The sequence below is a fragment of the Amycolatopsis sp. NPDC004772 genome, assembly GCF_053601215.1.
Map to the genome: position 1 here is coordinate 107939 of NZ_JBSGBK010000013.1, position 14104 is coordinate 122042.

Sequence of the window (14104 nt, forward strand, 5' to 3'; positions counted from 1 at the left end):
CGGCATCCGGTGCCGCCGACAACTTGCAGCTTCCTGACGGAGGATAGCCGCTGGCTTGCGTGATCCCGCGTAGTGGTGTGACCTGAACCCATGCCTGGAGAGACTTTTGACGTAGTGGTGATCGGCGCGGGTCCGGTGGGGGAGGTGGCCGCGGAACGGGCGGCTCGCGGAGGCCTGAAGGTCGCCCTCGTCGAGCACGAACGCTTCGGTGGCGAGTGCTCCTACTGGGCCTGCATCCCGAGCAAGGCGTTGCTGCGGCCGGGAAATCTGCTGGCCGCCGCCAAGCGGGTGCCGGGCGTGCCGGTCGGCGACCGGGTCGATCCGGCGGCGGTGTTCGCGCGCCGTGACTGGTTCACCGGCAAGGGCGACGACTCGGGACAGGTCGACTGGGCCCGCGGCGCGGGCATCGAGCCGATCCGCGGGCACGGCGAGATCACCGGTGAGCGGGAGGTGACGGTCGGCGGCGACCGCGTCCTGACCGCGCGGCACGCGGTGATCGTCTGCACCGGCAGCGTGCCCAGCACGCCGCCGATCCCGGGGCTCGACACGATCCGGCCGTGGGGTTCGCGGGAAGCGACGTCGGCGTCCTCGGCGCCCGGGCGCCTCGGCGTCCTGGGTGGCGGCGTGGTCGGCGTCGAGATGGCGCAGGCGTTCGCGTCGCTGGGTTCGGAGGTCCACCTGGTGATCAGCGGTCCGCGTCCGCTGCCGCGCAACGCCTCCTTCGCCGGTGACCTGGTGCTGGCGGGGCTGCGCGAAGCCGGCGTGCAGGTGCACACGGATTCGGGGGTGTCCTCGGTGGCCGCGGGTGACGCCGGGACGACGTTGACGCTGAAGGACGGTTCGACGCTCGTCGTCGACGAGTTCCTGGTGGCGACCGGCCGCCGTCCGGCGACCGCCGGGCTCGAGCGCTTCGGTATCGAGCCCGGGCACCCGCTGGAGACCGACGACACCGGCCGCGTGTCCGCAGTGGACGGTGGCTGGCTGTTCGCGGCGGGCGACGTCACCGGCCGGGCGCCGCTGACCCACCAGGGCAAGTACGGCGCCCGCGCGGCGGGTGACACGGTGGCGGCACTGGCGGCGGGCACGTTTGCGGAGCCGTCGCCGTGGAGCCGCTTCACCGCGACGGCCGACCACCACGCGGTGCCCCAGGTGGTGTTCACCGACCCGGAGGTGGCGGCGGTCGGCCTCGCGGACGCGCGCCCGGGCTCGGCGGACCGCGTCGTCGACATCGACATCGCGGTGGCGGGCTCGTCGTTGCACGCGGACGGCTACACGGGCAAGGCCCGGATGGTGGTCGACACGGAGCGGAACGTGCTCCTGGGTGTGACGTTCGTCGGCCAGGACGTCTCGGAGCTGCTGCACTCGGCAACGATCGCGATCGTGGGAGAGGTGCCCCTGGACCGCCTGTGGCACGCGGTGCCGTCGTTCCCGACGATCAGCGAGGTTTGGCTGCGGCTGCTGGAGGCGTACGGCCTCTGACGGTCACCGGGCGGGCAGGTCGAGGGCGGCTTTGGCCGCCCTGACCAGGCCGGGATCGTCCGCAGTGGACGGTCCCGGCACCCAGACGGCCTGCACGAGCCGCACGGAGGAGCCATCGAGCTTGCTGGCGTAGGCGGCGTTCTCGAAGCGCGGCGTCGGGGTGGCGCCCCACTGGCGGGTCTCGGTGGCGAGGTCGAGGACGCCGCCCCCGCCGGGAGTATCGGCAACGGCCTTGAAGGCGGCGGCCTGGGCGGCATCGGGGAAGTCGACGATCCCGACGGTGACGGCCCCGCCGCGGCCATCGATGGTGGCGGCGTAACTGGCGCGTTTGACGCCGGAGCAGCTGGTCTGCTGGAGGCTGGCTTGGGCATCGCCGAAGGCGTGCGAAGCACAGCCCTGATCCCCACCGGCGGCGCGAAGGGCGAACTGGAGGCTGCGCGCGGGGGTGGGCGGAGCGGTCTTGGAGGTGGCGGGGGGAGTCGGGGCGGGCGCGGCGGCGGTGCCATCCCCGGTGGTGGCCACGGCAATGGCGGCGACGGCGAGGAGGACGAGCGCACCGATGGCGCCGAGGGGCAGCCACCGGACGGTACGGGGGGCCGGGGTGGTGGGTTCGGGCTTTGGCCGGGGGCGGGGGAAGGGCTGCGGCGAGGGCAGCGGCGGCTGGGCCGCTTGCCGCGGCTGGGCCGCTTGCGGCGGCTCGGGGTCGGGTTCGGGGTCGGGACGTGCGGCGGTGGGTTGCGCGGCTTCGGCTGGTTGGGGAGTGCCGGGCCCGGCTTGGGTGGGGGTCGGCCCGGTTTCGGTTGGCTGTGGAGGGGTGTCCGGTTCGGCCTCAGTGGGCGGCGGGTCGAGCTGCTCTGGCCCGGTGGGCTGGGAGTTGGCATCCGCAAGTTGCGGTGCGAGGGATTCAGGCGCTGGCCCGGCATCGGCGGAGGCAACGGTAACCGCGGTCTGCTCGCCGCTCGGTGACGGCCGGCGGAGGTTTTCGGTCCGCTCGGCATCAACCGCCGCGGATTCAGCCGGTTCCGGACCATCCGAACGGGTGGCGTTGGCGGACCCCGACGGTTCCGTGCCGGGGAACACCGGGCGCGCCTCGGGATCGGCGGGGCGGTCCGGCTTCGCCTGCGCGGGCGGCCGGGGTACCTCGGTGGGTTCGGCCGGCGGCGAAGTGGCGCCGGGGAACACCGGGCGCGCCTCGGGATCGGCTGTTCGGTCCGGTTCCGCCTGCGCGGTCGGCTGGAGCACCTCGGCGTCGGCGGGTGGTGTGGCCTCCGCCGGGGTCTCCGTCCGCCAGCCGGTCACACCCACCGAACCAGCGGAAGCCGGAGCAACCGCAGCAGGAGCGACCGCCGGGGGATCGTCCCAAAGGGACTCCGGGGGTGTGTCGTCCGTCAACCTGCTGAAGCCTTCGCCCAGCAGCACTTCGTCCGAAAACTCCGGTGCCGCCGGCGCCAGGCCGCGGATCAGTGCCCGCACCTGGTCCACCGAACGGGGCCGGTGGGCCGTGCACAACGACACCGTTGCCGCCAGCATCGTCGTCGGGGTCGGGTGCAGCACTCGTACCGGGCCCGCCAGGTCCGGCGCCGGCTGGTCGACCGTCTCCACGTACGGCCCCACCGCGATGATCGTGCCCACCGGGGCCGTTCCCGGGACCAGTTCGGCGATTCGCCGTTCGCAAGCCTGCGAAACGTCCAGGGCCTCCGTCGCCGGGTTCACCGAATCGTCGTCCGCGACCAGGGGCCAGCCGTCCGCCTTCCAGGGGCCTCCCAACGGGGCCTCCAGGCGCAGGGCCGGGTCCGGGAGATCCACGCCGATCACGATGATCACGCCGTGGGGGAGCAGGACCACGGCGTCGATCGGGCGGTCCGTCACACCCCCGACACCCACCAGGGCGATGCCGCCGATCACGGTGCTGCCGCGGCCCAGGGATGCCAGCGCCGCCCGGATGTCGTCCGCCACCCGGGACTGCTGCCTCTCCAGGCGCACCAGTCGCACCGAAAGCCCCTTTCCGCTCGTCGTTCCGGGTCAACACGCTAGCGCGCGCAGCCCAGCGAACCGCGCGACACGGGGACGGCACGGCGCGGTGCCCTCCGAAAGTGGGGCGGCGGGTGACTTGTGGTGTTCATGTGGCCAAACGGCACGGTTGGGGTGCAGAATGTGCTACAACGCATCGGAGGCGGCATTCGGGAGCCGCGCTGAGGCCGCACCGCAGCTCGAGTCAGGGCGTAGGGGAAGACGTCCCTCGTCGAGCAACAAGCGGAGGTAGCAGTGAGCACCCGTGGCAGCACCCGAGGTGTGGTGTACGTCCACTCGTCGCCGTCTGCGGTGTGTCCGCACGTCGAGTGGGCCATTTCGGGCACCCTGGGTGCCCGCGTTGACCTGAAGTGGACGGCGCAGCCGGCCAGTCCGGGTCAGCTTCGCGCCGAGTGCGGATGGCGCGCGCCCGCGGGCACCGGCGCCAAACTGGCGTCCGCCCTCAAGGCGTGGCCGATGATTCGGTTCGAAGTCACCGAAGAGCCCAGCGCGGGCGTCGACGGCGAACGGTTCTGCTTCGCGCCCGGCCTCGGCCTGTGGCACGGCCGGACCAGCGCCAACGGCGACATCGTGGTGGGCGAGGACCAGCTGCGCGCGCTCGTCAGCATGACCCGCGGCGGCGAATCCCTCGCGCACAAGCTGGACGAACTCCTGGCCGCGAGCTGGGACGAGGCGCTCGAGCCGTTCCGCCACGCCGGCGACGGCGCGCCGGTGACCTGGCTGCACCAGGTCGGCTGAGCCCCGGGACGGGGGCCGGTACGCTCTCCGCGTGACCACCCCCGCCCCCAGCTCTCGCCAGCGCTGGCTGGTGCCCGTCGTGGTCGTGGTGCTGTCCGTGACCGTCGGCGGCGGCCTGCTCGCGCGCGAGCTCTACCGCCGGCCCGACCAGCCCGTCGACGACACCTCCGTCGCGGTCACGACGCCGTCGCCGTCCAGCGTCGGCGCGCCGGCCGCGGTGGGCGACGACGTCCGGATGACCGACGACGCCAAGCGGCACCCGCAGGGCGACGCCGTGCGCCGGGTGCTGCAGAAGTACTTCGCGGCCATCAACAGCAAGCAGTACCAGCAGTGGGTCGCCGTGGTCACCGACGAGCGGGCCGCCGGCCAGTCGCAGAGCGACTGGAAGAAGGGCGTTCGCACCACAGAGGACAGCGACGCCCTCGTCTACCGGATCGAGCGCTCGTCCGGGAATTCGCTGCGCGTCCTGGTCGGGTTCACCAGCAGGCAGAACGTCGAGGACGCCCCGCTGTTCTTCCGGGAGCCGTGCATCAAGTGGCGGCTCGTCATCCCGATGGTGGCCGACGGCAAGACGCTGAAGGTCGCCGCCATCGACGGCGGGCCACCACCCGAACACGAGAAGTGCTGAAACGGACGAAGGGCCCGGCCGAAGCCGGGCCCTTCCTCAGTTCCGGGGCGGTCAGGCCGCCGGGGTGAACAGCAGCGCGGTGTTGTGGCCGCCGAACCCGAACGAGTTGCTGATCGCCGCGGTCAGCTCGACCTTGCGCGGCTCGCCCGCGACGACGTCCAGCTGCACCCGCGGGTCCAGGTCGGTCAGGTTCCGGGTGGCCGGCACCAGACCGTGGTAGAGCGACAGGATCGTGATGATCCCCTCGACCGCGCCGGCCCCGCCGACGAGGTGGCCGAGCGAAGCCTTCGGCGCCGTCACGATCACGTGGTCGCCGACCGCCTTGCGGATCGCCGCCGCCTCGCCGATGTCACCCACCACAGTGGACGTCGCGTGCGCGTTCACGTGCCCGACGTCCGCCGCGGTGACCCCGGCCATCTTCATCGCCGCGCGCATGGCGGCGATCTGGCCGACGCCCTCGGGGTGGTTGCCGGTGATGTGGTAGGCGTCCGAGGTGATGCCGTGTCCCGCGATCGTCGCGTAGACGCGCGCCCCGCGGGCCTTCGCCAGGTCCGCGCGCTCCAGGATGACCACGCCGGCGCCCTCGCCGAGGACGAAGCCGTCGCGGTTGGCGTCGAACGGCCGCGACGCGCTCGCCGGGTCGTCGTTGCGCGTGGAGACCGTGCGGGCCTGGGCGAACCCGGCCAGCGTGATCGGGTGGATGCACGCTTCGGCGCCGCCGGCGATCACGACGTCGGCGCGCCCGGAGCGGATCATCTCCACGCCGCTGGCGATGCCCTCGGCACCCGAGGCACAGGCCGAAGCCGGGGAGTGCACCCCGGCCCGCGCCTTGAGGTCGATGCCCACGTGCGCGGCCGGGCCGTTCGGCATCAGCATCGGCACGGTCAGCGGCGACACCTTGCGGAGACCCTGCTGGTGCAACAGGTCGTTCTGGGTGAGCAGGGTGACCGGGCCACCGACCCCGGTGCCGATCGACACGCCGAGGCGGTCGGGGTCGACGTCGGTGTGCTCGTCGGTCGGCTCGGTGTACCCGGCGTCGGCCCACGCCTGCCGGGCGGCGATCAGCGCGACCTGCTCGCAGCGGTCCATCCGGCGGGCCTGGACCCGGGGCAGGACCTCGGTCGGCTCGACGGCCAGCTGACCGCCGATCTTGACCGGCAGCTGCAGCTCCTCGACCCAATCGGCCTCGATCGCGCGAACCCCGCTCGCCCCGGCCAGCAGACCGTCCCAGGTGGACGTGACGTCCCCGCCGAGCGGTGTGGTGGCGCCGAGACCGGTGATCACGACGTCGATGTTGCTCATGGGAGTCTCCTCAAGGAGGGAAGAGGACTTACTTCGAGTTGGCCGACACGTAGTTCACCGCGTCGCCCACGGTCTTCAGGTTGGCGAGCTCGTCGTCCGGGATCTTGACGCCGAACTTGTCCTCGGCCTGCACGGCGATCTCGACCATCGACAGCGAGTCGATGTCCAGGTCGTCCACGAACGACTTCTCGGCGGTGACGTCGTCCTGAGCCACACCGGCGACCTCTTCGACGATCTCGGCGAGGCCGGCGAGGATCTCAGCGTTGTCAGCCATGGGGTAGTTCCCTTCTCGGTCTTTCTGGGGGTCTGTTTCCCTCGGGCGAGTGCCCGCGGGGAGCGTAACGGTGATCAGGGGCAGATGAACGCCTGCCCGGCGTAGGACAGGCCCGCGCCGAACCCGACCGCCAGCACCACGTCGCCGGTCTTCGCCGTCCCGGCCTTGCGCATGTGGTCCAGCGCGAGCGGGATGGACGCCGACGAGGTGTTGCCGGAGTACTTGATGTCGTCGGCGACGACCATGTCGTCGCGGGCGCCGTTGGCCCGCAGCTTCTTCGCGATCGCCTCGACGATGCGCAGGTTGGCCTGGTGCGGGATCAGCACGTCCACATCGGACGGCTTCAGCCCGGCGACCTCGAGCGCGCGCAGCGCGATCGGCGCGATCTGGGTGGTCGCCCACCGGAAGACCGACTGGCCCTCCTGGTAGATGTACTTCTGGTCGCGCATGTAGATCAGGTCGACCAGGTCGCCCGCGCTGCCCCAGGAGACCGGGCCGATCTCCGGCTCGTCGGAGGCGCCGACCACCGCGGCGCCCGCGCCGTCGGCGAAGATGATCGCGTTGGCCCGGTCGACCGGGTCGACGGAGTCGGTGAGCTTCTCCGCGCCGATGACCAGGACCTTCTTCGCCGAGCCGGCCCGGATCAGGTCGGAGGCGACACCCAGGCCGTAGCAGAACCCGGCGCACGCGGCGTTGAGGTCGAACGCGCCGGGGCTGGGGATGCCGATCCGGGCCGCCACCTGCGCGGCGGCGTTCGGGATGAGCGTCGGCATGGTGCAGTTCGGCAGGATGACCGTGTCCACTTCGGACGGATCGACCCCGGCGTCCTCCAGCGCGGCCTTGCCCGCGGCGACGGCGAAGTCGGTGAGCAGCTCGTCCTTCTCGGCGAACCGGCGCTCGACGATCCCGACCCGGGTCTGGATCCACTCGTCGCTGGTTTCCATGATCTGGGACAGGTCGTCGTTGGTGACGATCTTCTCCGGCTGCGCGCTGCCGATGCCCAGCACGCGGCTGCCGCGGGAGCCGGTGGTGAGGCTCAGGGCGGGTCGGTCGGTCACGAGGCGTCCTCCTGGCGCAGCGCCGCCAGCTCGGCCGGCGTCTTCAGCGCGGTGATAGTGGTGACGACGCCCTTGAGCTGCCGCTTGACCAGGCCGGTCAGGGTGCCCGCGGGCGCGAGTTCGATCGTGCGGGTGACGCCGAGGGAGACCAGGCCGTCCATCGTCAGGTCCCAGCGGACCGGGCGGGTGACCTGGGAGACCAGCCGCGCCAGGTACTCGGCCCCGCTGGTGACGACGGCACCGTCCGCGTTGGACAGCAGCGGGCGGGTGGGGTCGGCCGGGGTCAGCTCGGCGGCGTGGGCGCGCATCGCCTCTTCGGCGGGCGCCATGTAGTGCGTGTGGAACGCGCCGGCGACCTTGAGGGCGCGGATCTTCGTGCCTTCGAGGGGCTCGGCGACGATCTTCGCGATCGCGTCGGCGGCACCGGAGGCGACGATCTGACCGGCGCCGTTGCGGTTCGCCGCGGTCAGGCCCTGCTCTCCGAGCCACGCGACGACCTGCTCGGGGTCCCCGAGCATGACCGCGGCCATCGACGTCGGTTCCAGCGCGCACGCCTTCGCCATCTCGGCGCCGCGGACGGCGGCGAGCGCGACAGCGTCTTCGGGCTTCAGCACCCCGGCGATCGCGGCGGCCGCGAGTTCGCCGACGGAGTGGCCGGCGACCGGTGCGTCCGCGGGCACCGGCGCGGTGGCCTGGAGGTGCTCGAAGGTGAGCAGCGACAGCGCGACGATCAGCGGCTGGGCGATCGCGGTGTCCTGGATCTCGTCGGCGTCCGACTCGGTGCCGAGGCGGAGCAGGTCGAGCCCGGCGCGCTCGGACCACTGCGCGACGCGCTCGCGCGCGCCGTCGAGGTCGAGCCAGGGCGTGAACATACCGGGGGCCTGGGACCCCTGGCCGGGAGCGAGGACTGCTGCTGTCACCCTTCAAGACAACACGGCGGAGGGCGTTCCCCGGGATGCCGACGTTCACAGTGTCTGTGCGGCGTCTTTGTCGGAACCCTCCAAAGACGCGCCGCAGAAGCTCGCGCGTAACCCGGAAGCCTTGTCGGGTTCAATCACCTTTCGCTGTTAAGTCCATCACGTGACGCCCGTCTCGGGAAGGCTCACCCCTGCGGGGTGAGCACGACGACCGGGATGACGCGATCGGTCTTGCGCGCGTACTCGTCGTAGAGCGGGAAGATGCCCGCCATCGTGGTCCACAGCGGACCGCGCTCGGCCGCGGAGGCCGGCCGGGCGCGGGCGGTGAACCGGCGCGGGCCGACCTGGACGCCGACGCTCGGTTCGGCCAGGAGGTTCTTGAACCACGCGGGATCCTCGTCGGCGCCGCCCTTGGACGCGACGACCACGAAGTCGTCGCCCGCGGTGCCGTAGATCAGGCAGGTGCGCCGCGGCACGCCGGTCCGGCGGCCGGTCGTGGCGAGGATGAGCGTGCGCAAGCCGTTCGACTCGTGGCCTACGGTGCCGTCCGAGGCCAGGTAGGTGCGGGTCTGCTCGGCCACCCAGGCCCACTGCGGGTCGGTGGAGTCGGTGGCGCGGTCGAGGTCGTCGGCGACGGCCATGAGGTGTCCTTTCCCAGTGGTCAGCGGAGGTTCTCGGCGAGCGCGACGAGGAGGCCCTCGGGCCCGCGGACGTAGGCGAGCCGGTGGCTGCCCTCGTATTCGACCACCTCGCCCAGGAGCTCCGCGCCGTGCCGGCGCACGCGAGCGAGAACGGTGCCGAGGTCTTCGACGGCGAACATGATGCGGCGCATCCCGAAGGCGTTGACCGGCTCGGCGGTCCCGGCGGCCGGAGCCGCCGGGGTGTGGAACTTCATCAGCTCGAGCCGTCCGTGGCCGTCCGGCGTGCGCACCACGGCCAGGTCGCACCGCACCCCGTCGAGCGCGACGAGGCTGTCGACTTCCGGCCCGCCGACCGTGGCTTCGCCCTCGACCTCCAGGCCGAGGGCGACGAAGAACGCCGTCACCGCCGCGAGGTCGTCGACGACGACGCCGACGTTGTCCATTCGCTGGATCGTCATGGGTTTCTCCCCGGGGCACGCGGCCGGGTGGCCGCTCCTGCCCTCGAGACGAAGCCGGCGCCGGGTTCTCGACATCACCAGAGGCCGCGAGCGCGCGCCAGCCGTCCGACGGTCAGCGCGATCCGCAGCACCAGCGCGTCGCGCGGGTCGGTCGCCTGGCAGCCGGTCAGGTCCGCGGCCTTGCGCAGCCGGTAGCGGACCGTGTTCGGGTGGACGAACAGCGTCTTCGCGCACGTCTCCAGCACGCCGCCGCTCTCCAGGTACGCCTCCACCGTGCGCTGCAGCGTCGGACCGGCCTCCTCCAGCGGGCGCGCGATCGTGTCCACCAGCAGGCGCTCGGCCTCCGCGTCCCCGGACAGCGCGCGCTCGGGCAGCAGGTCGCCCGAGCGCACCGGGCGGGGCGCGCCCGGCCAGCCGACCACCGCGCGCAGCCCCGACAACGCCTCCGTCGCGCTGTGGTGGGCCTCCGCCAGCGTCGGCACCGTCGGGCCGGCCACCACCGGGCCGTCGGCGAACGCCACCGACATCCGGGTCAGGATCTCCCGCTCCTTCACCCCGCCGTCGGTCGGGCCGCCCACCACGACCACCAGCCGGGAACCCTGCACCGACAGCAGCACCGGACGCCCGACGCGGGCCGCGCGGCTGCGGACCTCGAACACCACCGTCGGCGGGTCCTCCGACGGCGGGTTGCCGACCAGCACCGTCGCCGCCGCCGTGGGGTCCCAGCCCAGCGCCGTCGCCCGGGAGAGCACCGACTCCTCGGCGTCGCCGCGGACGATGCCGTCGACGACCAGCGCCTCCAGGCGGGCGTCCCAGGCGCCGCGCGCTTCCGCGGCCGCCGCGTAGGAGTTCGCCGCCGCGAAGGCGATTTCCCGGCCGTAGCGCAAGATCCCCTCGATCAGCGCGGCCCGTTCCGCTTCGTTCGCGGCGAACTCGGGCAGCTGCTCCTCGAAGACCTCGATGGCCAGCCGCACCATGCCGACCGCCTGGCGCAGGCTGATCCACCGCGACAGCTCGGCCGGCGCGTCGCGGAACGCCTCGGTCGTGAGCTTCAGCGCCTCCTTGGAGTCCCGCAGCCAGTCGACGAACCCGGCGGCCCCGGCCTGGGTGATCAGCAGGACGCTCGCGCGCTGGTCGGCGGGCAGCCGGGCGAACCACGGCAGCCGCCGCTCCATCACCGAGATGCTCGCGCTCGCCAGGCTGCCGGACGCGTGCTCCAGCCGCCGGAGCGTCTTCGCGGACAGTCCGTGGTGCTTCGGCACCGGGCGCGGGGCGGTGGTTCCATCCATGGCGGAGGCGATCCTACGTGCCCGCAACTTTGGTAGCCCCTCGCGGCAACGCGCGAGGGTAGGCGGCGCGTGTACGCACTGCCTAGGATCGGGGCCACACGAGAACGGGGGAACCGGAATGACCGGTTTGGAAATAGACGGGATCTCCAAACGCTACGGCGACGTGGTCGCCCTGCGCGAAATGACCTTCGACGTCCGTCCGGGCGAATTGTTCGGCTTCGTCGGCAGCAACGGCGCCGGCAAGACCACGACCATGCGGATCGCGCTCGGCGTGCTCTCCGCCGACGCCGGCGAAGTCCGCTACGACGGCGCGCCCGTGACGCACGAAACGCGCCGCCACATCGGCTACATGCCCGAAGAACGCGGCCTTTACCCGAGGATGAAGGTGGCCGAGCAGCTGACGTACCTCGCGCGGCTGCACGGCATGCCCGCCGCCGACGCGCAGGCGTCGGTGACGAAGTGGACGGAACGGCTGGGCGTCGCCGGCCGCCGCGACGACGAGGTGCAGAAGCTCTCACTCGGCAACCAGCAGCGCGTCCAGCTGGCCGCGGCGCTGGTGCACGAACCGCGGATCCTGGTGCTCGACGAGCCGTTCTCCGGCCTCGACCCGGTCGCGGTCGACGTGATGAGCCAGGTGCTCAAGGAGAAGGCGGCCGAGGGGGTGCCGGTCGTGTTCTCCAGCCACCAGCTCGATCTGGTGGAACGGCTGTGCGACCGGGTCGGCATCGTCCGCAGTGGACAGATGGTGGCCAGGGGCACGGTCGACGAGCTGCGCGCCGGCGGTGCGCTGCGGCTGCGGGTCGACGTCCCCGAGGCCGGCGACGGGTGGGCCGACGGCCTGCCCGGGGTGAAGGTGCTCGGCCGGACGGGCGCGGTGACCGAGCTCGAGCTGGGCGAGGACGCCGACGACCAGGCCGTGCTCAAGGCGGCGCTGGCCACCGGGCCGGTCCGCGAGTTCGCCCGTGAGCAGCCGTCGCTGACCGAACTGTTCCGCTCCGTCGTGAGCACCGAGGAGGTCCCCGCATGAGCACCCCGGTCCCGGACGTCCGGATGAGCCCGGCGGCCGCGGTGGGCCTGGTGGCCTCCCGCGAGATCAGCACCCGCGTGAAGTCGAAGGCCTACCGCATCAGCACCGCGGTCACGCTGCTGCTGATCGTGGTCGGCATCCTGGCGATCAAGCTGTTCTCCGGTGGCGGCGCCGACTCGAAGGTCGGCTACACCCCGGCGACCGCCGGGTTCTCGGCGCCGCTGAAGGCGACCGGCCAGGCGATCGGCGAGACGGTCGACGTCGTCCCGGTCGCCGACGAGGCCGCCGGGCGCGCCAAGCTGGCCGACGGCTCGCTCGACGCGCTGCTCACCGGCGACGGCAAGAGCGTGCACGTCCAGGTGAAGAAGGACCTCGACGGCAACCTGAAGGACGTCCTGCAGGTGCTGTCGCAGCAGGTGGCGGTCAGCCAGCAGGTGGCGGCGCTGGGCGGGGACCCGGCCCGGTTCGAGGCCGCGGTCGCCTCGGCGAAGTTCGTCGAGGACCCGCCGCTGGAGCAGCCCTACGACTACAACGGCCAGCAGCTCGTGCTGGGCATCATCGCCGGCATCCTGATCTACATGTCGCTGCTGATGAACGGCCAGATCGTCGCGCAGGGCGTCGTCGAGGAGAAGACCTCGCGCGTGGTCGAGCTGCTGCTGTCGACGATCAAGCCGTGGCAGCTGATGGCGGGCAAGGTGCTCGGCATCGGGGCGGTCGGGCTGATCCAGATGGTCGTGATCGGCGTCGGCGGGGTGGTGACCGCGCTGGCCACCGACGTGCTGACGATCTCCGTCTCGGCGGCGGTGGGCACGGTCGTCTGGCTGATCGTCTGGTACCTGCTCGGGTTCTTGATGTACTCGATCGTGTTCGCCGCGCTCGGGGCGCTGGTTTCGCGCCAGGAAGACGTCGGCGGCGTGACGACGCCGGCGCTGATGTTCGTGATCGCCGGGTACGTGATCGGCATTTCGGTGCTGCCGTCGGATCCGGGCAACACGTTCGTCGAGGTGCTTTCGGTGATTCCGGTGTTCTCGCCGACGCTGATGCCGATGCGGCTGGCCATGGGCGGGGTGCCCGTTTGGGAAGCCGTGGTGTCGGTGGGGCTGGTGGTACTGCTGATTCCGGCGTTGATCTGGTTCGCCGCGCGGATCTACCGGAACGCGGTCATGCGCACCGGCGCGAAAGTGAAACTGCGGGACGCCCTGCGCGCCGCCTGACGGTTTCCGGCCCCCGGCGCCCCGGGGGCCGGATTCGTCCGGTAGCGGTGCTTTTTGCGCCAAATGCTCGAGGCCGCCCGGCGCTTGCGGTTTACGCTGCGCCGGACGGCCTCGTCTCCCCGGTCCCCACCGGTAGAACCAGTATGGCCACGGGTGATCTTCGCGCGCCAGTCGTCTCACTCGATCGTGGGGCGCACGAGTTGCCGCCCCTGGGTACTTGATCGACGATCCGGTGCAAATCCGTGGAGGGAGTCGGTATGGGCGAGCAACTGAAGGACGGGCTCGGGCAGGCGTGGGCCATGGTGGCCACGTTCGTCCCGAAACTCGTGGGATTCCTGATCATCCTGCTGATCGGCTGGTTGATCGCGAAAGCCGTCTCGAAAGGACTGGCGCTCGTGCTCGGGAAAGCCGGTTTCGGGAAACTGGTCGAGCGGACCGGGCTGAGCGGAAAGGTCGGCCAGCAGAAGATCGACGCGACCGGGATCCTGGTCAAATTGGTCTACTACTTCATTCTGCTGATCGCGCTGCAGCTGGCGTTCGGCGTGTTCGGGCCGACCAACCCGGTGAGCCAGCTGCTCAACGACATCATCGCGTTCCTGCCGCGGATCGTGGTGGCGCTGGTGCTCGTGGTGGTGGCCGCGGCGATCGCGAAGGTGGTGCGTGACGTCGTCGCGTCCGCGCTGTCCGGCCGGGGCGCGGCCCGCCCGCTGTCGCTGGGGGCCTACTGGCTGATCATGGCGTTCGGCATCATCGCCGCCCTCGGACAGGTGAACATCGCGACGGCGATCACCGGCCCGGTGCTGATCGCGGTGCTGGCGACGATCGGCGGCGTGATCGTGGTCGGCTTCGGCGGCGGCCTGATCAAGCCGGCCCAGGACCGCTGGCGCGGCTGGATGGCGAACATGGAGCACCAGCTGGAGACCCCGGCCCAGCGCACGGGCGAGATGGGCACCGGCCCGGCCGCCCCGCGCGCGGCGGTCGGCGTGGACAGCACCCCGACGCCGCCGGTGGGCACCCCGCGCCCGCAGGTCTGATCGAAGGGGAGTGG

General features: G+C 72.0%; 14 protein-coding genes. 6 read left to right on the forward strand and 8 right to left on the reverse strand.

The window, feature by feature from the left end; translation table 11 throughout:
• Nucleotides 1-90 precede the first annotated feature (90 nt).
• Nucleotides 91-1479, forward strand: a complete 1389-nt coding sequence (locus ACWEF6_RS11370; RefSeq protein ID WP_449682815.1) for a dihydrolipoyl dehydrogenase family protein — start codon at nucleotides 91-93, stop codon at nucleotides 1477-1479.
• Between the two features lie 3 nt (nucleotides 1480-1482).
• Here ACWEF6_RS11370 and ACWEF6_RS11375 read toward each other — a convergent pair whose 3' ends face one another.
• Nucleotides 1483-3471, reverse strand: coding sequence for a hypothetical protein (locus ACWEF6_RS11375; RefSeq protein WP_449682816.1), 1989 nt, complete (start codon nucleotides 3469-3471; stop codon nucleotides 1483-1485).
• Between the two features lie 273 nt (nucleotides 3472-3744).
• Between ACWEF6_RS11375 and ACWEF6_RS11380 the strand changes: the two genes are divergently transcribed.
• The gene (locus tag ACWEF6_RS11380; RefSeq protein ID WP_191315073.1) at nucleotides 3745-4248 is read left to right on the forward strand and encodes a DUF3145 domain-containing protein; all 504 of its coding nucleotides are present in this window, start codon (nucleotides 3745-3747) and stop codon (nucleotides 4246-4248) included.
• A 31-nt stretch (nucleotides 4249-4279) separates the two neighbouring features.
• Entirely contained in the window at nucleotides 4280-4876 is a 597-nt protein-coding gene (locus ACWEF6_RS11385; RefSeq protein ID WP_449682817.1) for a hypothetical protein, read from the forward strand.
• Nucleotides 4877-4927: 51 nt separating this feature from the next.
• Here ACWEF6_RS11385 and ACWEF6_RS11390 read toward each other — a convergent pair whose 3' ends face one another.
• The 7 genes from ACWEF6_RS11390 to ACWEF6_RS11420 form a co-directional block, all read right to left on the reverse strand.
• On the reverse strand, nucleotides 4928-6178 hold the full coding sequence (locus ACWEF6_RS11390; protein ID WP_310974303.1) for a beta-ketoacyl-[acyl-carrier-protein] synthase family protein: 1251 nt from the start codon (nucleotides 6176-6178) through the stop codon (nucleotides 4928-4930).
• 28 nt (nucleotides 6179-6206) lie between these two features.
• Nucleotides 6207-6452 carry an acyl carrier protein gene (locus ACWEF6_RS11395; protein WP_004559006.1) on the reverse strand — a complete coding sequence of 82 codons (246 nt, stop codon included), beginning with the start codon at nucleotides 6450-6452 and terminating at the stop codon, nucleotides 6207-6209.
• Between the two features lie 74 nt (nucleotides 6453-6526).
• Entirely contained in the window at nucleotides 6527-7510 is a 984-nt protein-coding gene (locus tag ACWEF6_RS11400; RefSeq protein ID WP_449682818.1) for a beta-ketoacyl-ACP synthase III, read from the reverse strand.
• Nucleotides 7507-8430 (reverse strand): ACP S-malonyltransferase, encoded by a 924-nt coding sequence (locus tag ACWEF6_RS11405; RefSeq protein WP_449682819.1) that lies wholly within the window; start codon nucleotides 8428-8430, stop codon nucleotides 7507-7509. The genes ACWEF6_RS11400 and ACWEF6_RS11405 overlap by 4 nt, the downstream gene beginning before the upstream one ends.
• Before the next feature lie 182 nt (nucleotides 8431-8612).
• Complete coding sequence (locus ACWEF6_RS11410) at nucleotides 8613-9068, reverse strand: nitroreductase family deazaflavin-dependent oxidoreductase (RefSeq protein ID WP_449682820.1); 456 nt, start codon at nucleotides 9066-9068, stop codon at nucleotides 8613-8615.
• A 20-nt stretch (nucleotides 9069-9088) separates the two neighbouring features.
• Nucleotides 9089-9526, reverse strand: a complete 438-nt coding sequence (locus ACWEF6_RS11415) for a VOC family protein (protein WP_449682821.1) — start codon at nucleotides 9524-9526, stop codon at nucleotides 9089-9091.
• Nucleotides 9527-9600: 74 nt separating this feature from the next.
• Nucleotides 9601-10815 (reverse strand): PucR family transcriptional regulator, encoded by a 1215-nt coding sequence (locus tag ACWEF6_RS11420; RefSeq protein ID WP_449682822.1) that lies wholly within the window; start codon nucleotides 10813-10815, stop codon nucleotides 9601-9603.
• A gap of 118 nt (nucleotides 10816-10933) precedes the next feature.
• Between ACWEF6_RS11420 and ACWEF6_RS11425 the strand changes: the two genes are divergently transcribed.
• The 3 genes from ACWEF6_RS11425 to ACWEF6_RS11435 all read left to right on the forward strand — a co-directional run bounded on the left by ACWEF6_RS11425 (nucleotide 10934) and on the right by ACWEF6_RS11435 (nucleotide 14090).
• The gene (locus ACWEF6_RS11425; protein WP_449682823.1) at nucleotides 10934-11842 is read left to right on the forward strand and encodes an ABC transporter ATP-binding protein; all 909 of its coding nucleotides are present in this window, start codon (nucleotides 10934-10936) and stop codon (nucleotides 11840-11842) included.
• Nucleotides 11839-13056, forward strand: a complete 1218-nt coding sequence (locus ACWEF6_RS11430) for an ABC transporter permease (RefSeq protein ID WP_449682824.1) — start codon at nucleotides 11839-11841, stop codon at nucleotides 13054-13056. The genes ACWEF6_RS11425 and ACWEF6_RS11430 overlap by 4 nt, the downstream gene beginning before the upstream one ends.
• A gap of 257 nt (nucleotides 13057-13313) precedes the next feature.
• Entirely contained in the window at nucleotides 13314-14090 is a 777-nt protein-coding gene (locus ACWEF6_RS11435; RefSeq protein WP_310974269.1) for a mechanosensitive ion channel family protein, read from the forward strand.
• Nucleotides 14091-14104: the final 14 nt, after the last annotated feature.